The organism is Abyssisolibacter sp. ZYX002, from assembly GCF_056892235.1.
The window spans coordinates 13,935-37,011 of sequence record NZ_JARMXH010000005.1; the positions used below are offsets into that span (position 1 = coordinate 13,935).

Annotated in this window: 30 protein-coding genes; all 30 read right to left on the reverse strand. The window is 32.0% G+C overall.

The window, feature by feature from the left end:
• Positions 1-223 precede the first annotated feature (223 nt).
• Positions 224-1,024: a type III pantothenate kinase gene (locus P3X86_RS14555; protein WP_483293442.1), complete on the reverse strand. Its 801-nt coding sequence runs from the start codon at positions 1,022-1,024 to the stop codon at positions 224-226.
• A 64-nt stretch (positions 1,025-1,088) separates the two neighbouring features.
• Positions 1,089-1,844 carry an ECF transporter S component gene (locus P3X86_RS14560; protein ID WP_483293443.1) on the reverse strand — a complete coding sequence of 252 codons (756 nt, stop codon included), beginning with the start codon at positions 1,842-1,844 and terminating at the stop codon, positions 1,089-1,091.
• A 163-nt stretch (positions 1,845-2,007) separates the two neighbouring features.
• The gene (locus tag P3X86_RS14565) at positions 2,008-2,970 is read right to left on the reverse strand and encodes a P1 family peptidase (RefSeq protein ID WP_483293444.1); all 963 of its coding nucleotides are present in this window, start codon (positions 2,968-2,970) and stop codon (positions 2,008-2,010) included.
• Positions 2,963-3,949 (reverse strand): biotin--[acetyl-CoA-carboxylase] ligase, encoded by a 987-nt coding sequence (locus tag P3X86_RS14570; RefSeq protein WP_483293445.1) that lies wholly within the window; start codon positions 3,947-3,949, stop codon positions 2,963-2,965. The genes P3X86_RS14565 and P3X86_RS14570 overlap by 8 nt, the downstream gene beginning before the upstream one ends.
• 15 nt (positions 3,950-3,964) lie before the next feature.
• Positions 3,965-4,300, reverse strand: a complete 336-nt coding sequence (locus P3X86_RS14575) for a DUF1294 domain-containing protein (RefSeq protein ID WP_483293446.1) — start codon at positions 4,298-4,300, stop codon at positions 3,965-3,967.
• Between the two features lie 142 nt (positions 4,301-4,442).
• Entirely contained in the window at positions 4,443-4,877 is a 435-nt protein-coding gene (gene fabZ / locus P3X86_RS14580) for a 3-hydroxyacyl-ACP dehydratase FabZ (RefSeq protein WP_483293726.1), read from the reverse strand.
• Positions 4,870-6,105, reverse strand: coding sequence for a beta-ketoacyl-ACP synthase II (gene fabF, locus P3X86_RS14585; protein WP_483293447.1), 1,236 nt, complete (start codon positions 6,103-6,105; stop codon positions 4,870-4,872). Before fabF ends, fabZ begins: the two co-directional genes overlap by 8 nt.
• Before the next feature lie 13 nt (positions 6,106-6,118).
• The gene (fabG, locus tag P3X86_RS14590; protein ID WP_483293448.1) at positions 6,119-6,859 is read right to left on the reverse strand and encodes a 3-oxoacyl-[acyl-carrier-protein] reductase; all 741 of its coding nucleotides are present in this window, start codon (positions 6,857-6,859) and stop codon (positions 6,119-6,121) included.
• Entirely contained in the window at positions 6,853-7,797 is a 945-nt protein-coding gene (gene fabD / locus P3X86_RS14595) for an ACP S-malonyltransferase (RefSeq protein WP_483293449.1), read from the reverse strand. Before fabD ends, fabG begins: the two co-directional genes overlap by 7 nt.
• A complete protein-coding gene (locus P3X86_RS14600) occupies positions 7,785-8,681 on the reverse strand; it encodes a nitronate monooxygenase (protein WP_483293727.1) in 897 nt (298 codons plus the stop codon). The genes fabD and P3X86_RS14600 overlap by 13 nt, the downstream gene beginning before the upstream one ends.
• 191 nt (positions 8,682-8,872) lie before the next feature.
• Positions 8,873-9,094 carry an acyl carrier protein gene (acpP, locus tag P3X86_RS14605; protein WP_483293450.1) on the reverse strand — a complete coding sequence of 74 codons (222 nt, stop codon included), beginning with the start codon at positions 9,092-9,094 and terminating at the stop codon, positions 8,873-8,875.
• 35 nt (positions 9,095-9,129) lie between these two features.
• On the reverse strand, positions 9,130-10,110 hold the full coding sequence (locus tag P3X86_RS14610) for a beta-ketoacyl-ACP synthase III (RefSeq protein ID WP_483293451.1): 981 nt from the start codon (positions 10,108-10,110) through the stop codon (positions 9,130-9,132).
• A gap of 101 nt (positions 10,111-10,211) precedes the next feature.
• On the reverse strand, positions 10,212-10,661 hold the full coding sequence (locus P3X86_RS14615) for a MarR family winged helix-turn-helix transcriptional regulator (RefSeq protein ID WP_483293452.1): 450 nt from the start codon (positions 10,659-10,661) through the stop codon (positions 10,212-10,214).
• 24 nt (positions 10,662-10,685) lie between these two features.
• Positions 10,686-11,642 (reverse strand): acetyl-CoA carboxylase carboxyltransferase subunit alpha, encoded by a 957-nt coding sequence (locus P3X86_RS14620; protein ID WP_483293453.1) that lies wholly within the window; start codon positions 11,640-11,642, stop codon positions 10,686-10,688.
• Position 11,643: 1 nt separating this feature from the next.
• Positions 11,644-12,507, reverse strand: coding sequence for an acetyl-CoA carboxylase, carboxyltransferase subunit beta (gene accD / locus P3X86_RS14625; RefSeq protein WP_483293454.1), 864 nt, complete (start codon positions 12,505-12,507; stop codon positions 11,644-11,646).
• Between the two features lie 15 nt (positions 12,508-12,522).
• A complete protein-coding gene (locus P3X86_RS14630) occupies positions 12,523-13,863 on the reverse strand; it encodes an acetyl-CoA carboxylase biotin carboxylase subunit (protein ID WP_483293455.1) in 1,341 nt (446 codons plus the stop codon).
• A gap of 9 nt (positions 13,864-13,872) precedes the next feature.
• Positions 13,873-14,316 (reverse strand): acetyl-CoA carboxylase biotin carboxyl carrier protein, encoded by a 444-nt coding sequence (accB, locus tag P3X86_RS14635; RefSeq protein WP_483293456.1) that lies wholly within the window; start codon positions 14,314-14,316, stop codon positions 13,873-13,875.
• Between the two features lie 307 nt (positions 14,317-14,623).
• Positions 14,624-14,752, reverse strand: a complete 129-nt coding sequence (locus P3X86_RS14640) for a hypothetical protein (protein ID WP_483293457.1) — start codon at positions 14,750-14,752, stop codon at positions 14,624-14,626.
• Positions 14,753-15,579: 827 nt separating this feature from the next.
• A complete protein-coding gene (locus P3X86_RS14645; RefSeq protein ID WP_483293458.1) occupies positions 15,580-15,708 on the reverse strand; it encodes a hypothetical protein in 129 nt (42 codons plus the stop codon).
• Between the two features lie 243 nt (positions 15,709-15,951).
• Positions 15,952-16,098 (reverse strand): hypothetical protein, encoded by a 147-nt coding sequence (locus P3X86_RS14650; RefSeq protein WP_483293459.1) that lies wholly within the window; start codon positions 16,096-16,098, stop codon positions 15,952-15,954.
• Positions 16,099-16,315: 217 nt separating this feature from the next.
• Positions 16,316-16,873, reverse strand: coding sequence for a peptide-methionine (S)-S-oxide reductase MsrA (gene msrA / locus P3X86_RS14655; protein WP_483293460.1), 558 nt, complete (start codon positions 16,871-16,873; stop codon positions 16,316-16,318).
• 274 nt (positions 16,874-17,147) lie between these two features.
• On the reverse strand, positions 17,148-17,276 hold the full coding sequence (locus P3X86_RS14660; RefSeq protein WP_483293461.1) for a hypothetical protein: 129 nt from the start codon (positions 17,274-17,276) through the stop codon (positions 17,148-17,150).
• A gap of 23 nt (positions 17,277-17,299) precedes the next feature.
• Entirely contained in the window at positions 17,300-17,425 is a 126-nt protein-coding gene (locus tag P3X86_RS14665) for a hypothetical protein (RefSeq protein WP_483293462.1), read from the reverse strand.
• A 32-nt stretch (positions 17,426-17,457) separates the two neighbouring features.
• The gene (locus P3X86_RS14670) at positions 17,458-17,580 is read right to left on the reverse strand and encodes a hypothetical protein (protein WP_483293463.1); all 123 of its coding nucleotides are present in this window, start codon (positions 17,578-17,580) and stop codon (positions 17,458-17,460) included.
• Positions 17,581-18,092: 512 nt separating this feature from the next.
• On the reverse strand, positions 18,093-19,301 hold the full coding sequence (locus P3X86_RS14675) for a sodium ion-translocating decarboxylase subunit beta (RefSeq protein ID WP_483293464.1): 1,209 nt from the start codon (positions 19,299-19,301) through the stop codon (positions 18,093-18,095).
• 30 nt (positions 19,302-19,331) lie between these two features.
• Positions 19,332-19,721, reverse strand: coding sequence for a biotin/lipoyl-containing protein (locus tag P3X86_RS14680; protein WP_483293465.1), 390 nt, complete (start codon positions 19,719-19,721; stop codon positions 19,332-19,334).
• A 39-nt stretch (positions 19,722-19,760) separates the two neighbouring features.
• Positions 19,761-20,102, reverse strand: a complete 342-nt coding sequence (locus P3X86_RS14685) for an OadG family protein (protein ID WP_483293466.1) — start codon at positions 20,100-20,102, stop codon at positions 19,761-19,763.
• 37 nt (positions 20,103-20,139) lie between these two features.
• Complete coding sequence (locus P3X86_RS14690) at positions 20,140-21,687, reverse strand: acyl-CoA carboxylase subunit beta (RefSeq protein ID WP_483293467.1); 1,548 nt, start codon at positions 21,685-21,687, stop codon at positions 20,140-20,142.
• 19 nt (positions 21,688-21,706) lie between these two features.
• A complete protein-coding gene (gene mce / locus P3X86_RS14695; RefSeq protein WP_483293468.1) occupies positions 21,707-22,108 on the reverse strand; it encodes a methylmalonyl-CoA epimerase in 402 nt (133 codons plus the stop codon).
• Positions 22,109-22,127: 19 nt separating this feature from the next.
• Positions 22,128-23,060: a methylmalonyl Co-A mutase-associated GTPase MeaB gene (gene meaB, locus P3X86_RS14700; RefSeq protein WP_483293469.1), complete on the reverse strand. Its 933-nt coding sequence runs from the start codon at positions 23,058-23,060 to the stop codon at positions 22,128-22,130.
• Positions 23,061-23,077 lie beyond the last annotated feature (17 nt).

The window sequence follows — 23,077 nt, forward strand, 5'->3', positions numbered from 1 at the left end:
AAATCACCCTACGTGTTTTCTTTTGCTTTTTATAATTAGTTTTTCTAGATATTATTATATATTCTTTTTGTACCTTTTTTCAAATTATTTATTTTATACATCCTAATAATATAAATAATATGCTTTAAATACTAATTAATTATACTAAAATCAGACTCTTTTATAAAGAAGATTTTAATTATCATTGTTTATAATGAAAACTAAAACCTGTGAATCACAGGTTTTAGTTGTTTTTAACTTTTGTTTTGCTATTCATTTCATATATTATTCTTAAACCCTCTAGAGTTAAAAGCTTATCTACTTTAGTGATGGTTCTTGATTCGGAAGCTATCAATGTTGATAATCCTCCAGTTGCTATTACTTTGTTAACATCATCGTTTAACTCTTCTCTTAATTCTTCCTTCATTTTTTCTACTATTGTATCTACTAAACCAACATATCCATATATTAAGCCCGATTGCATACTAACTATTGTATTTCTACCTATTATTTTCTTAGGTTTCTTTATTTCAACTTTAGGTAATTTAGCTGTACCGTTTACTAATGCTTCGTTTGCAATTTTTAATCCTGGTGTTATTACTCCGCCTAAGTATTCTCCTTGCGAAGATATTGCGCAGAATGTTATCGCTGTTCCTATGTCTACTATTATTAGAGGTCCTCCGTATTTGTTATAGGCTGATACAGCATTTACTATTCTGTCGGCACCCAATTGCCTAGGATTGTCGTATTTTATATTCATACCAGTTTTTATTCCTGGTCCTACAACTATTGGATTCTTATTGCAGTATTTTATACTCATTGCTTTTAGTGAATACATTATATTTGGTACTACTGATGATATTACTACTGCTTCTACATTTTTTAATGATAAATTGTTATACTGAAATAATCTATCTATAATCATACCAAATTCATCTGATGTCTTCTGTCTATCAGTTTCTATTCTCCAATAGTTCACTAATTCTTTTCCTTCATATACTCCCAATACTATATTTGTATTTCCTACATCAAATACTAAAATCAATGCTAGCCACCTCTTTACATATGTTTATCCTAAGTTGATAAAACTATAATCTATTTAATGCCTTTTAAGCTTTTTTATTCTTAATACCTACTACTACACCTGTTACTATCACCATTGCTACTATTGTCTCCGGTATACCGTTTGTTATTCCTATAGATATTATGACTTTCTTTGCTACTGCTGCACTTTTACCTATTTTTTCAACAAATTGTCCAGCATACAGTAAGTAAATCATAAATAATACTCCTGCTGTATTCGTAATAGTACCTATAGCTGCTGCTGCAACTACTTCTATTGCTTTATCTTTAAACTTCTTATATGAGTATATCCCTACTAATAATATAAGTGCTATTAAAGCTCCTTCTATTACTTTTGTGATGTTGCTTATGTCTGCTAATTTTATATCATTGTAAAACTTATATGTCAAAAATCCTAATGATGCCATCCATACTAATAATAACGATATTAATGATACTTTTTTTCCTACCTTCTTAAATGCAATATATGCATAATATGATGTTACACCTATTAAGACTCTTGGTAAAATTGACACCAACGGATTTAAAAATACAAATGAAACTGGTGAAGGATTGGTCGCTGCTCTAAACAAGCTTGATGCTCCAAATATTAGACCAACTAACATTCCTACTATTGGTCCCTCTAATATCGCCCCTATAATTACGGGAATATGCATTATCGTAGCACTTGTTGGACCTATTGGAATAAATCCCAGTGGTGTTAATCCTAATACTATTGATATCGCTCCAAGCATACCAATAATAGCCAGTTTTTTAACTGGCAAAGTTTTTGCTTTCTCCATTGTAATACCCTCCCACTCTAGTTCCTCAAATTTCAAGGATACTAGTTGATAAATTATATTATTATTACGTCTAGCTCTTATTAAGATGCTAGCTTCATATCATATTTTAACAATTTTTAAATGTAAAATCAATTTTATTTTATATTATTTCAAATTATTTTTGTTATAATTTGTTTATATCTGTATAACTCAATACCTTTTTATAACTTTCAGCATATTTTACTGAATTCTCTACTGCTTTTGCTACTACATCTGCACTCATTGTTCCAACTAAGTTTATATCTGCTTTTACTTTCCCTGTAGCTAATGCAAATAACGTGTCCCCATCAAACATTGTATGTATTGGATTTATTGCTCTTGCAAGGCCGTTGTGAGCCATTTGTGCAACTTTGTTTGCCCCTGCTTTATCTAGTATAGCATTTGTTGCTACTACTCCTATGGTTGTATTCTTCATTTGAAAGCCATCTATTTGTTTTTTTTGTTTCATTATCTCATAGGTATTGAGATGTACGTTATTTTCATAATCATATACTCCTGCTAATTTTTCTCCTTTACCATTAAATACATCTCCAAAGCTATTTGTAACTATCAATGCTGATACCCATAAATCTCCGATATTTAAACTTGCGCTACCTATCCCTGATTTCATGGCATTGACTGGCCCTAATATCTTGCCCACTGTAGCACCCTTACCAGCTCCTATAGATCCTTGTCCACTTTGTGTATTTGATGCTTTATCACATGCTTCGTAGCCCATCTTAAAATCTGGTCTAATCATATAATCCCCAATCATTAAATCAAATATAACTGCACTACATACTATAGGTACCTTTGTTACTCCTACGTCAAAACCTACACCACTTTCTTCTAGATACTTCATCATTCCACTTGCACTATCTAGTCCAAATGCACTTCCACCGGAAAGCATTATTCCATGTACTTTGTCAACTAGTTTCTCTGGTCTTAATAGGTCTGTTTCTCTGGTCCCTGGAGCAGACCCTCTTACGTCTACTCCTGCCGTTGCTCCTTCTTTACATATTATGGCTGTACATCCTGTCATGCCTCTATCGCTTTGTGCATGGCCCACTAATATACCCTCTACATCAGTTAAGTATCCGTTATGCATACCAATTAAACCCCCTTATTGAAACCTCCCCAGATAATACACTCTCTTTTTTTCCATCTTCGTATTCTACTACTAATTCTCCTTTATGGTTTAAATCTATAGCTTTTGCTGGTATTTCCTTCCCCTTACTAATAATACTTATCTGTCTTCCTAACACTATAGATGCTTGTTTACATAAATCTATTACTTGTTTTATATCATTTTCTTGTACAAATTTCTCATAATATTTTTCAAAGTTATTTAAAACTGTAGCTATTACTTCTTTTCTTGCTACATGTTTTTTTGCTTCTATTTTAAGTGATGTTGCAACATTTTTTATTTCCTCAGCTATTTCTTCCTTTTCTAAATTTACGTTAATTCCTATACCAACTATTATGTAATTAATTCGGCTAAGTTCTGCATTCATTTCTGTAAGTATTCCACAGACCTTCTTCTTGTTTATAACTATATCATTAGGCCACTTTATATAAGCCTCTACCCCTAGATCCTTTATAGCTTCATAAACGGCTGCTGCGCCTATCTGAGTCACTATAGCGGCATCTGAGGGTGCTATGTCTGGCTTAAGTATTAACGACATCCAAATTCCTTTGTGCTTTGGTGATACCCACGCTCTACCAAGTCTACCTTTACCCATCTTTTGTTCTTCGCTTATAATAACAGTACCGTCCTGTATGTTTATATCTTGTGCTATTTCTTTTGCTTTTGTATTTGTAGAGTCTACTGTATCTAAATGTACTATATTTCTCCCAATATAAGCTGTTTTTAGATAAGGTCTTATTTCTGATAATGTCAAAATATCTGGCGATGTAATCAGTTTATAGCCTTTGTTAGACACCGATTGTATATCATAACCTTCATTTCTAAGCGAATTGATATGTTTCCATATTGCAGTTCTACTAACACCTAACATTTCGCTGATTTTTTGACCTGATATGAAATCTTCTTCTCTTTTTAACAAATTCAAGATACTGTTTTTCATTTTTCATTCTCCTTCTTAAGCAAAACTTGGGATTAAATAGATTAATATTATTGTCTCTAAGATTCTAGTTATTATATATATTATAGGTACACCTATTCTAAATTTATTCTTTTTTGTTTTGTGCTTGAATACAACCATACCTATAAGTACTCCTGTTGCACCGCCAAGAATAGATAGTGTTATAAATGTTGATTCTCTTATTCTTTGACGTTTATTTTTTGAATTCATTTTATCATAACTCATTAAGCAATAACATACTAAATTTATCAGTAATAAATATATCAAGAAGATGTATTGTGCTAAGGAAAATCCTGCAATATTGTATTTTAGCATTTCTATATACTTATCCATAAAATCACCCTTTTCTAAACCTCTTTTAAATTTTACCACTTGTCTTTACTTTAAACAAATCAAAATAGGTGTTGTATTGAAATTTTAATTTAAATATAACAAAAAGATGTCATATAAAACATCTTTTCGCTGTTAGTACATTTTATTTTTCTATTGCAAACATTAACTCTGCTTCTACAGCAACTTCATCTCCTACATAAGCTATAGCATTTCCTATGCCTACTGGTCCTTTTGTTCTAACTATCTCTGTTTCTAGTCTAAGAACATCCCCTGGTTTTACTTTTCTTTTGAATTTGGCTTTCTTAATTCCACCAAAGTACGCTATTTTACCTTTATTTTCTTCTAGGCTAAGAATTGCAACTGCACCTGTTTGTGCAAGTGCTTCTATTATTAATACTCCTGGCATAACATGCTCTTTTGGAAAATGCCCTAGGAAAAAATATTCATTTGCTGTCACACATTTATATCCTACTGCTTTTTTACCCGGTACTAGCTCTTCTATCTTATCTATCAGTAAAAATGGATATCTATGTGGTATAATTTCTTGTATTTGATTGCTATCTAGCATTTTATTCACCCCACTTCTTGAACAACAACGCTGCATTATGTCCACCAAATCCTAACGAATTTGACATTGCATATTTAATATCTGATTCTCTTCCTACTTTTGCAATGTAATCTAAATCACATTCTGGATCAGCTTTTTCTAAGCCAATTGTTGGTGGAATAAAGCTATTATCTAATGCTTTACTACATACTACTGCTTCTATTGCTCCTGCTCCTCCAAGTAAATGTCCTGTCATTGATTTTGTTGAGCTAACTGCTACTTTTTCTGCATCTTGACCAAATACTTGTTTTATAGCTTGCGTTTCAAATTTATCATTATATGGTGTACTAGTTCCATGCGCATTTATATAAGATACTTCTCTGGGAGTGATTCCAGCCTCATTTATTGCTAAATTCATAGCTTTTGCTGCTCCTTCTCCTCCCGGTGCTGGTGCGGTTATGTGATACGCATCGCATGTTGCTCCGTAACCAACTATTTCAGCATATATACGTGCATTTCTTTTTTTTGCATGCTCTAGTTCTTCTATTATTAGTATACCTGCCCCTTCACCTATTACAAATCCATCTCTATCTACATCAAATGGTATTGAAGCTCTTTTTGGATCCTCTGATGTGCTTAATGCTTTCATTGAAGCAAAACCCGCTACTGTCATTGGAGTTATACTTGCATCACTACCTCCTGTGAGCATAATATCTGCATTACCATATTTAATTGCTCTAAATGCTTCTCCTACTGCATTTGTACCTGATGCACATGCTGTTACTACAGTATTACATATATTCTTAGCTCCTAACATTATCGCAATTTGCCCTGCTGCTAGGTTACTTATTGCCATAGGTATATAAAATGGCGAAATTCTACCAGCACCTTTTTTTAGAAACACACTATGTTGGGACTCTATTGTTCTTATCCCTCCAATACCGCTTCCAAGTATTACTCCCATTCTATCAGAATCAACTAATTCTTTATCAAGCGCTGAATCATCATATGCAAGCTTAGCTGCTGAAACTGCAAATTGACAAAATCTGTCCATCCTCTTAGCTGATTTCTTATCTATAAAATCTTCTGGCTTAAAATCTTTTACCTCTGAAGCTACTTTTACATTACTATCTTCTGTATTATAGCTTTGTATATAATCTATTCCACATACTCCATTCTTGATGTTATCCCAAAATAACTCTACATTATTTCCTAATGAAGATATTACTCCCAGTCCTGTTATTACTACTCTTTTCATAAATAATCCCTCCTTATATAACCATTCCACCGTCTATATTTATAACCTGTCCTGTTATATAGTTTGCATCCTGAGAAGCTAAAAAGGCTACCGCATTAGCAATGTCCTCAGGTTTTCCTATTCTTTTAAGTGGTATAATATCTAATATTGCATCTTTTATTTTATCAGTTAGTTTATCAGTCATCTTTGTTTCTATAAATCCTGGCGCAACTGCATTAACTGTGACCCCTCTTGTAGCTAGTTCTTTTGCTAATGATTTTGTAAGCCCTATAACTCCAGCTTTGGAAGCTGCATAATTACTTTGACCTGCATTTCCTGTGATTCCTATAACTGACGATATGTTTATAATACTACCTGACCTTTGTTTTAACATAATCTTTGAAGCATGTTTACAGCAGTTAAAGCATCCTTTTAAATTTGTTGCTATTACGCTATCAAAATCTTCTTCTTTCATTTTTATTATCAAGTTATCTCTTGTTATACCAGCATTGTTAACTAATATATCAACACTACCGAATTTGTCTTTTGCTTCATCTATAATTCTTTTGGCTTCGTCGAAATTGCTTACATTTCCTTTAACGGCAATTGCATTTCCGCCTTCCTTAATTATTTCATCTACAACTTCTTTTGCTTCATCTAAATTTGAATTATAGTTAACAACTACATTAGCATTCATACTAGCTAATTTTATAGCTATAGCTTTTCCTATCCCTCTACTAGCTCCTGTTATAATGGCTGTTTTATTTGTTAACATACTATTTCCTCCAATTTTTCTATTGTCTTGTTAAGTGATTTAATATCTTCTATATTCAATGATGTAACTTTTTTGTCTATTTTTCTATTGAAGCCTTTTAATACATTCCCTGGTCCTATTTCTATAAATGTATCTACTCCATCTTTTATCATTTTTTTGATAGAGTCTTCCCACAATACTGATTTCATTACTTGTTTTGTAAGCAATTCTTTTACATTATTTTTGTCTATTACATAATCAGCTGTTACATTTGATACTACTGGTAGTTTTAACTCTTTTATTTCTACATTCTCTAGCTCTTCATTTAATTTGTCTGACGCTGGCTTTAGCATAGATGTATGGAATGGAGCGCTTACTTTTAACTTTATTACTTTTTTTGCCCCTGCTTCCTTAGACAATTCCATAGCTTTTAAAATAGATTCTGTTTCTCCACCTATTACTATCTGTCCTGGACAGTTTAGATTAGATATTTCAGCTATACCAATTTCCTTAACATCTTCGCAGATTTTATTTACGTCATCTTTATCCAGCCCTATGATTGCTGCCATTGTGCCTTTCCCTTGTGGCACAGCTTCTTGCATATACTTACCACGTTTTCTCACTAAACTAACTGCTTCTTCAAATTCTAGTGATTCTGATGCTACTAATGCACTATATTCTCCCAAACTAAGACCTGCAACCACATCAGCTTTTATACCTTTTTTCTTTAATATTTCTAATATTGCTACGCTAGTTGTTAGTATTGCAGGCTGAGTATTTTCTGTTTTGTTTAATTCTTCCTGTGTTCCTTCTATGCACATTTTTGCTATATCGTAACCTAATACTTTGCTTGCTCTTTCATATATATTTTTGCTTTCTTCATAGTTTTCATAAAATTCTTTTCCCATTCCTGAGTATTGAGCTCCTTGCCCTGAAAAAATAAAGGCTATTTTCCCCATGTAGACCTCTCCTTTTCAATATTTTTAAATAGCTCTATTGTCTCACTATAAATCTCCTGTATTATTTCTTTTGCACTTTGAGCTTTATTTATAAGTCCTGCGCATTGTCCTGCCATTACTGAACCGTTGTCTATATCACCTTTTATTGCTGCTAGGTGTAGTTTTCCTACTCCAAATTCCTCTAACTGTTCTAACCCTACATTCTCTTTTTCTAGCTTTGTATATTCTTTTGCAAATTTATTTTTTAATATCCTTACCGGATGTCCTGTCTTTCTACCTGTAACTTGTGTATCTGTATCCTTTGCCTTTAAAACTTTTTGTTTGTAATTTTCATGAACTGGACATTCTTTTGCTACTAAAAACCTTGTTCCTATTTGAACTCCATCTGCTCCCAATGCAATAGCCGCTGCCATTCCTCTACCATCTGCTATACCACCAGCTCCTATAACTGGTATCTCTACACTGTCTGCTACCTGTGGTATTAATGCCATTGTTGTTATCTTTCCTACATGTCCACCTGACTCCATTCCTTCTGCTATAACTGCATCTGCTCCACTTCTTTGCATTCTTATTGCTAATGCTTTTGAAGCAACTACTGGCATAACAACTATTCCTTTTTCTTTCCACATTTTTATATACTTACCGGGGTTTCCTGCTCCTGTTATGACTACCTTTACATCTTCTTCTACTAGCATATGAGCTATTTCCTGTGCATATGGACTTAGTAGCATTAGATTTACACCAAACGGTTTATCTGTAAGCTTCTTAGCCATTCTTATTTCATCTCTTACTATATCTAAAGGTGCATTACCTGCAGCTATCACTCCTAATCCCCCAGCATTTGAAACTGCTGCCGCTAAACATGCATCTGATATCCAAGCCATTCCTCCTTGGATAATTGGATACTCTATATTAAGTAATTCACATATTTTTAATTTCAAGGGTTACCCTCCTCCAATTTAAGAATATTCCTGTATGTTATAAGGGGTTGTTTCATTCTTCAAATCTAGTGATTTGGTTTACTGAAACAACCCAAAGGGGAAAAATAAAACATTAAGCTTATAATTTTGTCATATTATTTTTTGTTTTGGATATAGTCTACTATATCTTTTACTGTTACTATATCAGTTGTATCTTCGTCTGGTATTTCTATGTCAAATTCATCTTCTATTGCCATAACTACCTCTACCATATCTAATGAATCTGCCTCTAAATCTTCTTGAATTTTACTCTCTAATTTTACCTCTTCTACATCTAACTCATTCATTAATATTTCTTTTACTTTTTCAAATATCATTTGTTATCCTCCTCGATTTTTAAATTTAATTTTTATTATTTAACCCAATTTATGAATATTGATCCCCATGTTAATCCACCACCAAAACCAACTAATATGACTTTATCATTTTTCTCTAATAAACCTTTTTTATTCATTTCGTCTAGTGCTATTGCTATACTAGCCGAGGATGTGTTTCCATATTTGTCGATATTCATATAATATCTATCTATATCCATATTAGTTTTATGTGCTACGTGTTCAATTATTCTGTGATTAGCCTGATGTGGAACTATATATTTGACATCATCTAAGCTATATCCTGTATCTTCTATGACGTTTTTTAAGGATTTTCGTATTATCTTTGTTGCAAATTTAAATATTTCTTTTCCATTCATTTTTATTAAGCTTGGATTATTGTTTGAGATTTCTTGCATAAAAGGATTATTTACCTGAACAGCTTTTATTTCTAAATATCTGTTTTCGTCTCCTTTTGATCCTGTATATGTTGAGATAATTCCTTCTTGCTCACCTGCTCTTAGTACAGCTGCTCCAGAACCATCTCCAAATAACACACAGGTATTTCTATCTTCCCAATTTGTAACCTTAGATAAAACTTCTGCTCCAATTACTAGAGCATTTTTACATTTACCTGTCTCTAGAAATTGCTTTGCTATATTTAATGCATAAACAAATCCTGTGCATCCTGCTGTTATATCAAAACATGTAGCTTTATTGGCTCCTATTTTAGATTGAACTATACATGCAACAGATGGTGTAAATGTATCTTGTGTAACTGTTGCAACTATTATAAGATCAATATCTTCTCCACTCATGTCAGCATCTTTTAAAGCTTCCTCGGCTGCTTTGAGTGCTAAATCAGAAGTATTTTCTCCTTCAGACATTCTTCTAGTGTGTATTCCTGTTCTTGTTTTTATCCATTCATCATTTGTATCTACTATTTTCTCTAGGTCATTGTTTGTAACTACCTTTGTTGGTACATAACTACCTGTTCCTACAATACTCACATAGCTCATTTTTATATCATCCCCTTTTATTTCTAGTTAATAGTATATACTTTTAATAGTTGGTGCTAATTTATGATATACATAACCTTCAATCAAATTTATCTGTTAATTTATGACTGCGGTAAATAATCCTTAAAAAACTCTCTTAAGTTTTCTAACGATTTTATTAGTATCTTATCTTCATGTATTTTCAAATCTGATGTCAATTTTTCAATCATTTTATTATGAAATAGTTTATGGTCATTAAAAACTTCTCTACCTTTCTCTGTTAGCGAAACTAATACTACTCTTTTGTCTTCTTCAAATCTTTTTCTTAAAGCGTATCCTTTTTTTACTAGTCTGTTTATTGAAATTGACAATGTTCCAACTGTTATTTTTAATTTGTTAGCTATTGTAGTCATAGTTTTTGGTTCTTCAATACCTACTGCATCTATTGTATGAATCTCTGTTATTGATAAATCTCCATATCCTATTGAATTGACACTTATTTCTTCTATATTGAGGATATCATTAAACAATTCTACTAGAATATCATTTATTATACTATGTTGTTTATTCATATTACACCAACTCCATTATTTATGTTAATTATATCCTAACATAAATTCTCCTATAGCTCTATACTTTTCATATCGTTTGCTTGTCAGTGTAATTTTATTCATACTATTAAGCCTATTAATTGTCTCTATCAATAAACTTTTTATCTCACTATAGCACTCTATTGGATTTTTATGAACGCCACCTAATGGCTCTTTGATGATTTTGTCTATTATCCCAAATTGTTTTAAATCCTCTGCTGTAATTTTCATAATTTTTGATGCCTCTTCTGCTCTTTGACTATCTTTCCATAGTATACTAGCGAAACCTTCTGGTGATAGTATAGAATATATTGAATGCTCTAGCATCCAAATTTCATCACTCACACTTAATGCTAGCGCTCCACCACTTCCACCTTCTCCTATCACTATTGATATTATTGGTACATCTATGTTTGCCATTTCTATTAGATTTCTAGCTATTGCTTCTCCTTGACATCTTTCTTCGGCACCAATACCACAGTATGCTCCTGGTGTATCTATAAAACATATTATTGGTCTTTTAAACTTCTGCGCTTGTTTCATAAGCCTAAGAGCTTTTCTGTATCCTTCAGGATGTGGCATCCCAAAATTTCTATATATATTATCTTTTGTGTTTTTGCCTTTTTGTTGACCTATTACTGTTACTACTATATCTTCAAGCAATGCCAACCCTCCTACTATTGAAGGATCATCTCCATAGGTTCTATCTCCATGAAGCTCTATAAATGTACTAAATACATTGTTTATATAATCTAGCGATGTTGGTCTATCTTGAAGTCTAGATAATTTTACTTTATCCCAAGGCGTTAAATTAGTGTATATCTCATTTTTAAATATATCTATTTTGCTTTGCAGTATCTTTATTTCTGTAGATAAATCTATATTTTCTGCCTTAGAAAAATCTTTTAACTCACATATTTTTTTTTCTAGCTTTATTACTTTAGTTTCACTGTCTAAACCCAAGTTACAACACCTCCTTGTGCATGGCTATGATTTGTGCTAATGTTTTTCTCATATCTTTTCTTAGCACTATTTTGTCTATAAATCCATGCTCAAGCAAAAACTCAGATGTTTGAAATTCTTCAGGTAGTTTTTGTCTTATCGTCTGCTCTATAACTCTTCTACCTGCAAAACCAATTACAGCACCTGGTTCTGCTAAAATTATATCTCCCTGCATTGCAAAACTTGCAGATACTCCTCCTGTCGTTGGATCTGTTAGCACTGATATATATAATAGCCCTGCTTGATTATGCCTTGATAATGCAGCGCTAGTTTTGACCATTTGCATTAAAGAAAAAATTCCTTCTTGCATTCTTGCTCCACCTGATGCACTAAATATAATCACTGGAAGCCTGTTTTCTGTAGCAACCTCTATTGCTCTAGTAAGTTTTTCTCCTACTACCGAACCCATACTTCCCATCATGAAGTTTGAATCCATAACACATATTATGGTAGCATTATTGTCTATTGTCCCTTGACCTGTTATTACTGCTTCGTTTATTTTTGATTTTTCTTTTGATTTTTGAACTTTTTCTTTGTAGCCATTAAACTCCAATGGATTTACACTATTCATATCACTATCAAGCTCTATGAAACTATTTTTATCAAGTATACTATCTATTCTATCTCTTGCCGACATTCTCATATGATTATTGCAAGAGGCGCAAACCATCTGTTGAGCTTTAAGGTTGTCTTTATAAATCATGATTCCACATTTTTTACATTTTTCCCACATTCCATCAGGAACTTTTGTTTCTTCTCTTCTTTTGTCCATATTTGTAATATTCATAGAACTATATTTATTTTTTTTGAAAATTTTATTTAACATTTTTGCACCACATTTCTACACTAATATATAGTCAATAAATCCTGTATCATATTGGCTATTTTCAAACATCTCATTTGAAAGTATTTTATATTGAAAATGTATGTTAGTTTTTATACCCTCTATTACAAACTCATCTAATGCTCTTTTCATTTTTAGAATAGCACTATCTCTATCTTCTCCGTGCACTATCAATTTTCCTAGCATTGAATCGTAGGATGATGGTACTTTATACCCTTGATATATGGATGTATCCATCCTTACACCATTACCTCCTGGTATGTTTAATACATCTATCACGCCAGGACAAGGCATAAACCCATTATCTGGATCTTCGGCATTTATTCTGCACTCTATAGCATGACCTGTAAAATTTACATCTTCTTGTGTGTATCTTAGTACATCTCCACATGCTATCTTGATCTGCTCTTTAACTATATCTATTCCTGTTATTAACTCTGTAACTGGATGTTCTACTTGTATTCTAGTATTCATTTCTATGAAATAATAATCACCATTTTTATCTAAAAGAAATTCGACTGTTCCTGCATTTTGATATTTCACTGCACTAGCTGCTAACACTGCATCTTTCCCCATTTTTTCTCTTAGCTCATTAGATATTATTCTAGAAGGAGCTTCTTCTAATACTTTTTGATTCCTTCTTTGAACTGTGCAGTCTCTTTCTCCTAAGTGTATTATATTACCATAATTATCTGCTAATATCTGAAATTCAATATGTCTAGGGTTTTCTATAAATTTTTCTACATACATTGTACCATCACCAAATGCCGAAAGTGCTTCACTCCTAGCTGTTTTAAACATACGCTCTATATCATTTTTTTGGTGTACTATTCTCATTCCTCTACCGCCTCCACCAGCGGAAGCCTTTAACATAACAGGATATCCGATTTTATCTGCAACTGTTATTGCCTCTTTAGCAGTATCTATTACCCCTTCTGAACCAGGAACTACAGGCACTCCTATTTGCTTCATTATGTCTCTAGCGCAGGATTTATTACCCATCTGAGATATTATGTCATGGCTTGGTCCTATAAATACTATGTTGCATTCTCTACACATTTTTGCAAATGTCGGATTCTCAGATAAAAAACCAAATCCAGGATGGATTGCATCTACATTTGTCAACACCGCTATGCTTAGAATGTTTTTCATGTCTAGATAGCTTTTAGTGGCTACAGCTGGCCCTATACAATAGGCCTCATCTGCTAATTGTACATGTAGAGATTCTTTATCTGCCTCTGAATAAACTGCTACTGTTTGTATTCTCATTTCCCTACATGCTCTTATAATTCTAACTGCAATTTCACCTCTATTTGCAATCAATACTTTACTAAACATAACTGCCTCCTAGACTATCTTAATCAAAACTTCTCCATATTCGACCATAGATTCATTCTCTGCTACTATTTCTAGTACCTCTCCATCTTCATCTGCCTGTATTTCATTCATGACTTTCATTGCCTCTATAATACATAGCACATCACCTTTTTTTACTTTATTTCCTACTTTTATAAATGGTGGCGAATCTGGACTTGGTGAACTATAAAACGTACCAACTATTGGCGATTTGACTTCTTTATATTTTATGTTATTTGCTTTATCATTCTTTTCTTTAGTAACTTCTATATTATTAATATTATGATTACTGTCATCTTTTTTATCATCTTGCATAAGTACAGTGTTTGCATTTTTTTGTAATTTAAGCTTCAGCCCTTCTGTCTCAAGCTCTAATATATTAATATCTGTATTATCTATAAGCTTTATTATCTCTTTTATTTTATCTGCTTGCACTAAATTTCTCACCTCCAAATTTCTATCTAATTTCTAGATTAAAATTTGTATTAATTATTTTGATACTCAAAGTATAGTCTATATTTTTTGTTTTGTCAACTACTTATATTAAGTTTTAGTACCTAGTTCTAATTGTATGTATATATATTATTCTTCTAATTTGCATAATATTCACGATAACCTGTATTTTGGTCTGAAATTAATATGATTTTTTATACATAAAAAAGGAGTATTCCATGAAATACTCCTTTTTTGTATTCATAATCATACTTAATTTTCTAAACTAGAACGGACAATACTACTTTTATTAATATTCATCATGCATTGCATAGTACTTTTCTATTCTACTTGTATCTGAATTTATTAAACATACGCAATAACATTGAGCGTTACTATTAACTGTATTTGCGCTTAATTTCTTCATCAATTTTTTCATATTAATCCTCCTTTAATAATTTTTTGATTACCTTTCATGTAATTTGTTACAAATACAGTCGTCTTTTGTTTCCTACAACATCTTTATTTATTGTAATAGTTTATATATTACTTGCTCTATTAACTAAACGCCACGAATTTAAATCATCTATACTATCTAAATTCATGAAATAACATTATATATAACTAAGCCGTTTATTTTAACCCTCGTTGCGAATTTTTAATTATTTTTAATAGATAAATCCCTAATATATATTAATAAACTATCTTTTGTGAAATTCGTAATGAATATTAAGCTATTACCATCTTATATTTATATAGATTAAAAATAAAATAGAATTATTCTTTTCCTTTAGCTCTTAATAAATTATTTAAGCACAACAAAGCAAGTAATCTAGCTAAAATTTGTCAGTTAGAAAACTATTTTATTAATCACAATATTAATTTATTATTTGGAATAGTGATAAGATTTTATTTCTGGTGTTATTAAGGTTTTTTATAGCAGTTTGTTAAATTTTAAGGATTTGTTTTAATGGTACTATACATCTCTTAAAGTTCATTCATTTTATAATATTATAGCCTATCATGTTCATATAACAACGCGTTAATTTGTTTTTTTCTCGATATTATTTGAGTAAGTCTGGTTTTATACTATGCAAATCTATAACCCCAACTAGCACTCAAATCCCACAACATTTTTTCATCCATTGGACACATACATACACAATTACCATTACTAAATAGTATAGATGTCTTATAATTTTTCTTAGTTAATTTTTTAATAATGTTCACCTCCACTTCTTATTTTTTATACTTCTTCAATTGTCTTTACCATCTCATTGGATGATATATACTAATATCACGTGAGTCATAATAACTTACAGGACAAATACATGGGCAATTGATGCTATTATAAGTTTCTAAGTTAATGTTATTTCTCTTTATTAATTTTTTCATAATTATCCCTCCTTTCACCCGATTTATATAATAAATACCTAGTTACAAGTACGATATTTTCATTTGTAAATTTGTTCCATTTAGTTTGAATTATACAAAATTTACTTTAATGCTCTCTTTGAAATAAAAATTGACGATTTAAAAAGTACATTATATAAATAAAAATAGAGTAGCTCTTATAATCTACTCTATTATATATTAAGCCTATTAATTATTCGACACTCAAATTTAATAAGTTGTTTATTAATAGTGTATTTTATGTCTAAAATTGAAATTACTTATCTCTTCAAGTTCTCTGTTTTTTGATGAGAATGGACATACACAATCACATGGGAAAATAATATAAGAACCTAATGTATTTATTCTTGTTCTTTTATTCAGTTTTTTCATTTAATATCCCCCTTTCATTTAATTTGTAGTTAGTTATAATACTCTACGTTACCTATGAATTATATACTTTAAACTAAAATTGTATCCACGAGCCTTTTGCCTAACTTCTAGAAAAAATATTTTATATTTGTAAATAATAAAAATTTTTACACAATATTTGTACACTAAAAAAGCATATATCCAACTACTACTTTATATATGCCTTTTTATATTGTAATTATTCTTCAAATAGCTTCCAAAATTCATCATTCCAATACTTTTTTATAAATTCATCTCTCCCTGATATTTTTCTGTCTTCTTTATATTCCACTGGATTCTTTTTATAAAAATGTTGGTGATATTCTTCTGCTGGATAAAATTTACTTACTGGTAGTATTTTTGTCACTATTGGTTTATCAAATTTCTTCATATCTTCAAGTTTTTGTCTTGATTCGTGAGCTAGCTGTTTTTGTCTTTCTGTTATATAAAAAATAGCCGATCTATATGATGGTCCTCTGTCATGGAATTGACCATTTTCATCTGTTGGATCTATTTGCATCCAGTAAACTTTTAGTAGCTTTTGGTAGTCAATCTTCTCTGTATCAAATGTTATCATTATAGCCTCATAATGTCCTGAATTTTGAGATTTAACATCTTCATATGTTGGGTCAGTTATTTGTCCTCCTATGTATCCAGATTCTACTCTTATTATTCCGTCTAATACATCAAATGGTGAAACCATACACCAAAAACAACCTCCTGCAAATATGGCTCTCTCGTAATTTGAATTTTCCATAAGATTCACCTCTTTTATTACTTAGCCTGAATTGCTCATGAAACTTTGATAAATACGTTGTAGTTTTCTAATTTACAATTTTTCTATAGTACGGTGAAAAAGTAAGGAAGCATTGTAATTAGAACGATGTGATATATGGTTTTCTATGATAATTAGGCTAGTGTATTTACATTATATCACACTATTATAAGTAAACAAAAAACCCCTATTGACAATAAGGGTTTAAGTAATACAATTCCAGCAATAATTTTATTAATATTTCTTAAACTTTACACTAAAAATCTGTTGTCATAGCCTCCTGTCCTTCGGACCTGTCAAATGTTTTATCACAATGACACATACATCTATTTATGCTATTAATCTCCATAGTCATTATTTTAATTCTTTTCGCTAATTTTTTCATTTTATATACCTCCATATATAAAATTAGTAGAACTTTCCTCCAGCACTTTCATCAGCTGTCTCTTTAAAATTGTAAGGACAAATACAGTGACACACGTATGAATTAACTGTTAGATTTTCTACTTTTTTTCTTTTTATCAATTTTTTCACGATTCTTCCCCTCCAGTATTTATATTATGTTATTAGAATCTTGGACCTGCACCATTATCTGCTCTCTCAAATATATCTCTTCCACACATACATCCGCTTGAAACTTCGTTAACTATTAATGTTGCTTTTGTATTTTTTTTCACTAATTTTTTCATTTTATTACCTCCATTTTTTATGTTTTGTATATTGTCATTTGAAACTATAATATAGCTGGAATTGTATATTGTAATTATATAGCAAGTGTGTATTTTTTTTAAAATTTATTACATTAATTTAATAATTTTTGTTAATTTTGTATATTTATTAATCTCATGCATTTTTGTGCATTTTATAATAATGTTTTGTACTCCACAACAATAGCAATTCACATGATTTTGTAACATTTAACTTATAATGTTTAATTTTACATTATATTTTTATTAATTTTTTATAAATTTAAACTAAAAAAGGAATGTCTAACGACATTCCTTATAGATTGATGACAAAGTCATCAAGATAGCAGACTTTAGTAAAAGTTCAATTTCAAGGCGTGTTAAAATTGAGTAGCAGAGCTTACTTAGAGGTAAGTGAGCAACGGAAATTTTAACAACAACGCAGAAATTGGGCTTTTGTCTACGGTCTGAAAGGAATGTCTAACGACATTCCTTAATACATCATTTTCATTTATTTAACTTCCAAATATCTTTAATAATATTCCTGCCGCTACTGCTGACCCTATAACTCCAGCCACATTTGGTCCCATAGCATGCATCATAAGATAGTTTGCTCTATTTTCTTCTTGTCCTACTCTGTGTACTACTCTAGCTGCCATAGGCACTGCTGAAACTCCCGCCGCTCCTATTAGTGGATTGATCTTACCTTTTGATAATCTGCACATTATGTTTCCAAATATAACTCCTGTTGCTGTTCCCACACAAAATGCTACCAATCCCATTACTATAATTGCTATAGTTTTCCATGTTAAGAATATTTCAGCGTTAGCTGTTGCACCAACTGTCAAACCTAAAAATATTGTAACTATGTTACATAAATCGGTCTCTGCTGTCTTTGTAAGTCTGTCTACTACCCCAGATTCTTTCATCAAGTTACCAAACATCAACATTCCAAGTAATGGAGCTGCTGAAGGTAATAGCAATACAGTGAAAAGTGTTACTGCAATCGGAAATATTATCTTTTCTTTTTTTGAAACTTCTCTTAGCTGATCCATTTTTATTTTTCTGTCTTCAGGTTTTGTAAGTGCTCTCATTATTGGTGGTTGTATTATTGGCACTAATGCCATATATGAATATGCTGCTACTGCAATAGGCCCGAGCAGTTCTGGTTTCAATCTAGACGTTAGAAATAAAGCTGTAGGTCCATCTGCTCCTCCTATAATACCAATACATGCTGCTGCTAATGAGTCTATTCCAATTGAAGGAAATATTATTCCTATAATTAAAGCTCCTATAAACGCAAAGAATATGCCAAATTGTGCTGCTGCTCCTAACAGTAAACTTCTTGGATTAGCTATCAATGGGCCAAAGTCAGTCATTGCTCCTACACAAAGGAAAATTATAGGTGGATAAATTCCCAGCTTCACACCTTGATATAAATAATAAAGCAGCCCTCCAACTTGTTTCGTATGTGTAACCATATCACCTGTTACTTTATCTTGAACTGATTCAAGTATTGGTTCACTCATCAGTCCACCTAGTGGTAAGTTAACCAATAACATTCCAAAAGCTATTGGTAAGAGTAAAAGAGGCTCAAATTCTTTCTTTATTGCCAAATATAATAGAAAACATGCTATAACTATCATTATTATATTTTTATGATGTCCACCAACTGTAAGGCTATAAAAACCTGAACTCGTCCAAAATTTACTTAGTACTTCCATATTGTCTAGCCTCGCTTTCCTTCTTTGTCATTATTTCATTGTAACCAGTGGGTCACCTGTTTTTACTGAAGCTCCTTTTGCAACATTTATAGATGCTACTACTCCGTCAGCTAGTGCTAATATCTCGTTTTCCATTTTCATCGCTTCTAGTATAAGTAAAACATCTCCTGCCTTTACTGCATCTCCCTCTGAAACTTTTATATCCAGTATAGTTCCTGGCATTTCAGCTTTTACCGAATTAGCTCCTGCTGGCGCTGGTTTTGGTGCTACCTTTTTTGGCGTAGACGCAACTTTCACTGGAGCTTTTCTTTGTGGTACTGAAGGCGTAGACATAGGTACTGTATCGTTATTTGATGAGCTTATTTCTTCTACTTCTACCTCATAGCTATTACCATTAACTGTAATCATAAACTTTTTCATGTTGTATTTCCTCCCTTAAAATAAACAATATGACTCATACTAATTGTATATCTGTTCTTGTCTTCCCATCTTGCCCCAAACTCCTGTTGTCTGAGGAACCCTTTTTATATTTCTGATTGTAATATTATCTATTGATGTATCCATCATTGATGCTACCGCCGCTGAAATTACTGCAACTAACTCTTCATCGTCACTATAGTTATTTGCTTCTTCTATAACAGTATCATTTGTAACTTCTGGCTTTATTTCTTCTTTCTTTTTGTTAGCTATAGCAACCTTAATAAGATCAATCATAAAAGAAATCAATATTAATGCAAAAAATACTACGCCCATACTCAAAAGTGTTACGTTTAGCCCTTCTTTCATAATTTTGCCTAACAATTAATTCACCTCTCTTTTTTAGCTTTCTAAAGACAATCTATAGTGGTATATTTCCATGTTTTTTTGATGGTAATACTTGTCTCTTTGTTGAAAGCATATCAAAAGCACTGATTATTCTCTTTCTTGTTGACGAAGGCTCTATTACATCATCTACATATCCTCTTGATGCCGCCACATATGGGTTTGCAACTGCCTCTCTATACTCTTTAATCTTTTCTCCTCTTGCAAGCACTGGATCATCTGCTTCTTTTATATCTTTTCTAAATATAATATTTGCTGCGCCTTCTGGCCCCATAACCGCTATCTCTGCATTAGGCCAAGATAATACCATATCTGCACCAAGCTCTTTACTACACATAGCTAGATATGATCCTCCATACGCTTTTCTTATGATTACTGACACTTTAGGAACTGTTGCCTCACTATATGCATACAGCATCTTTGCACCATGTCTTATTATTCCGCCATATTCTTGATTGGTTCCAGGTAAAAATCCTGGTACATCTATCAAATTAAGTATTGGTATATTAAATGAATCACACGTTCTGATAAACCTACTTGATTTATCTGATGCATTGATATCTAAACATCCTGCTAAGTATTTTGGTTGATTTGCTATGACTCCTACTGACTTTCCGTTCAACCTAATAAAACCTGTTATTATATTTTTAGCAAAGTATGGTTGGTATTCTAAGAATTCACCATTATCCGCTAATAAATTGATTATTTCCTTCATATCGTAGGCTTTGTTAGGATTTTCTGGTACTATGTCGTTTAATCTCTCTTCTATTCTGTTCATGTTATCTTCTGAATCAAATACAGGAGCATCTTCTAAGTTATTTGAAGGTAGGAAGCTAAGTAATAATTTGATTCTATCTATACACTCTTGTTCAGTTGAATCAATAAAGTGCGCAACTCCACTTGTTTGATTGTGTGTCATAGCTCCACCTAGTTCTTCTGCTGATACTTCTTCTCCTGTTACTGTTTTTATTACTTGTGGGCCTGTTATAAACATTTTGCTTGTATTTTCAACCATGAATATAAAATCTGTCAATGCTGGAGAATAAACTGCTCCTCCTGCACACGGTCCTAATATTACTGATAACTGAGGTATTACTCCTGATGCAATAGTGTTGTTGTAAAAAATCTTACCATATCCACCTAATGCATCTACTCCTTCTTGGATTCTTGCTCCACCTGAATCGTTTATGCCTATTAAAGGTACTCCAACTTTTAATGCCATTTCTTGAACTTTTGCTATCTTAGCAGCATGCATTTCTCCTAGAGATCCACCTATTACAGTAAAATCTTGAGCATATACATACACTAATCTTCCATCTATTGTTCCATATCCTGTTACTACACCTTCTCCAGGTGCTTTTTTCTTTTCCATCCCAAAATTTGTACACCTATGTGTTACAAAAGCATCTATCTCTATAAAGCTTTCATTATCTAATAAAGCCTCTATTCTTTCTCTTGCTGTTAATTTGCCTCTTTCATGTTGTTTCTTTATACTCTCCTCGCCACCACCAAGCTTAATTTTCGACTTTAACTCTCGTAGCCCATCTATTTTAGCACTTGACATACATCTTCCTCCTTCAAAACTAATCTCTCTGACAAAGTTCTACTAAAACACCATTTGTGCTTTTTGGATGACAGAAGGCTATTTTAGCTCCGCCTGCTCCATATCTTGGTTTTTCATCTATCATTCTTATGCCTTTGTCTATCATGTCTTGAATTGCTTTTTCTATATCATCTACTCTAAATGCTATATGTTGCATTCCTTGACCTTTTTTCTCAATGTATTTTGCAATAGGGCCATCATCTTGTGTTGATTCTAATAGTTCTAGCTCTGTATCTCCTATTGGCAAAAATGCAACTTTTACTTTTTGCTCTTCTACTATTTCTGTATCTTGTAACTCTAAGCCTAATACTTTTGTGTAAAAATCAAGTGTCTCTTCTAAACTTTTTACTGCTATCCCTATATGATCAACTTTCATTACCATATAAAATCCTCCCAATATATTATTTTTCTAAAATACTCAAAATTTCATCCTTCGCGCTATATGGATCAAGTTTCCTACTTGCTACATCATTTGTAATAGTTTCTAATAAGTTATTTTCTGTTGCTCTAGCCATTATTATATTTAATAGTTCTCTTTCTACCATGCTTATTATTTCTGTTCTGGCATTCTTTTTTCTTCGTATGTTTATTTCTCCGCTTTCTTTCATATACTTCATATGACTTATTATCTCGTCTAATAAGTCACTTATCCCCTCATTAAGTCTAGCTGTCACTTTTACTACTGGAACTCTTCTATCTTTACTTGAAAAATCGAGGACAGTTTGAATCTCTCTAGCTGTTTTATCTGCTCCATGTAAATCACTTTTATTAACAGCAAAAACATCTCCTATTTCCATAACCCCTGCCTTGATAGCTTGTATATCATCTCCAAGTCCAGGTACCATTACCATAACTACTGTATCTGCTGTCTTAACTATGTCTACTTCTGATTGACCTACTCCTACTGTTTCTACAAATATATAGTCCATTCCAAATATATCTAATATCTTCACAGCACCTTGCGTAGCTTTTGAGAGTCCACCTAGATAGCCTCTTGTTCCCATACTTCTTATGAAAACCTCACTGTCTAAAGCTAAGTCAGACATCCTAATTCTATCTCCTAATATAGCTCCCCCACTAAATGGACTTGTAGGATCAACTGCTATTATACCTACTTTTTTTCCTCTTCTCCTCAGCTCTTTGGCTAATTTATCTGTCAGTGTGCTCTTACCACCTCCAGGTGGACCTGTTATTCCTATAACATGAGCATTTCCAGTTTTGCTGTAATTTCTTTTCACTATATCTATTGCTTTTTTATTTTCGTTTTCAAACAGTGAGATAAGACGAGCACATGCCCTCTTATCTCCTTGTAAAAGCCTTTTTTCAATATCCATATTCTCTCCACCAGTTA

Excerpts from the sequence above, each read along its gene's own strand:
- P3X86_RS14560 (WP_483293443.1), bottom strand. The coding sequence starts at position 1,844 with ATGGAGAAAGCAAAAACTTTGCCAGTTAAAAAACTGGCTATTATTGGT.
- P3X86_RS14565 (WP_483293444.1), bottom strand. The coding sequence starts at position 2,970 with ATGCATAACGGATACTTAACTGATGTAGAGGGTATATTAGTGGGCCAT.
- P3X86_RS14570 (WP_483293445.1), bottom strand. The coding sequence starts at position 3,949 with ATGAAAAACAGTATCTTGAATTTGTTAAAAAGAGAAGAAGATTTCATA.
- P3X86_RS14575 (WP_483293446.1), bottom strand. The coding sequence starts at position 4,300 with ATGGATAAGTATATAGAAATGCTAAAATACAATATTGCAGGATTTTCC.
- fabF (WP_483293447.1), bottom strand. The coding sequence starts at position 6,105 with ATGAAAAGAGTAGTAATAACAGGACTGGGAGTAATATCTTCATTAGGA.
- fabG (WP_483293448.1), bottom strand. The coding sequence starts at position 6,859 with ATGTTAACAAATAAAACAGCCATTATAACAGGAGCTAGTAGAGGGATA.
- fabD (WP_483293449.1), bottom strand. The coding sequence starts at position 7,797 with ATGGGGAAAATAGCCTTTATTTTTTCAGGGCAAGGAGCTCAATACTCA.
- P3X86_RS14600 (WP_483293727.1), bottom strand. The coding sequence starts at position 8,681 with ATGGCTTGGATATCAGATGCATGTTTAGCGGCAGCAGTTTCAAATGCT.
- acpP (WP_483293450.1), bottom strand. The coding sequence starts at position 9,094 with ATGATATTTGAAAAAGTAAAAGAAATATTAATGAATGAGTTAGATGTA.
- P3X86_RS14610 (WP_483293451.1), bottom strand. The coding sequence starts at position 10,110 with ATGAGCTATGTGAGTATTGTAGGAACAGGTAGTTATGTACCAACAAAG.
- P3X86_RS14615 (WP_483293452.1), bottom strand. The coding sequence starts at position 10,661 with ATGAATAAACAACATAGTATAATAAATGATATTCTAGTAGAATTGTTT.
- accD (WP_483293454.1), bottom strand. The coding sequence starts at position 12,507 with ATGTTAAATAAAATTTTCAAAAAAAATAAATATAGTTCTATGAATATT.
- P3X86_RS14630 (WP_483293455.1), bottom strand. The coding sequence starts at position 13,863 with ATGTTTAGTAAAGTATTGATTGCAAATAGAGGTGAAATTGCAGTTAGA.
- P3X86_RS14640 (WP_483293457.1), bottom strand. The coding sequence starts at position 14,752 with ATGAAAAAATTGATGAAGAAATTAAGCGCAAATACAGTTAATAGTAAC.
- P3X86_RS14645 (WP_483293458.1), bottom strand. The coding sequence starts at position 15,708 with ATGAAAAAATTAATAAAGAGAAATAACATTAACTTAGAAACTTATAAT.
- P3X86_RS14650 (WP_483293459.1), bottom strand. The coding sequence starts at position 16,098 with ATGAAAAAACTGAATAAAAGAACAAGAATAAATACATTAGGTTCTTAT.
- msrA (WP_483293460.1), bottom strand. The coding sequence starts at position 16,873 with ATGGAAAATTCAAATTACGAGAGAGCCATATTTGCAGGAGGTTGTTTT.
- P3X86_RS14660 (WP_483293461.1), bottom strand. The coding sequence starts at position 17,276 with ATGAAAAAATTAGCGAAAAGAATTAAAATAATGACTATGGAGATTAAT.
- P3X86_RS14670 (WP_483293463.1), bottom strand. The coding sequence starts at position 17,580 with ATGAAAAAATTAGTGAAAAAAAATACAAAAGCAACATTAATAGTTAAC.
- P3X86_RS14675 (WP_483293464.1), bottom strand. The coding sequence starts at position 19,301 with ATGGAAGTACTAAGTAAATTTTGGACGAGTTCAGGTTTTTATAGCCTT.
- P3X86_RS14680 (WP_483293465.1), bottom strand. The coding sequence starts at position 19,721 with ATGAAAAAGTTTATGATTACAGTTAATGGTAATAGCTATGAGGTAGAA.
- P3X86_RS14690 (WP_483293467.1), bottom strand. The coding sequence starts at position 21,687 with ATGTCAAGTGCTAAAATAGATGGGCTACGAGAGTTAAAGTCGAAAATT.
- mce (WP_483293468.1), bottom strand. The coding sequence starts at position 22,108 with ATGGTAATGAAAGTTGATCATATAGGGATAGCAGTAAAAAGTTTAGAA.
- meaB (WP_483293469.1), bottom strand. The coding sequence starts at position 23,060 with ATGGATATTGAAAAAAGGCTTTTACAAGGAGATAAGAGGGCATGTGCT.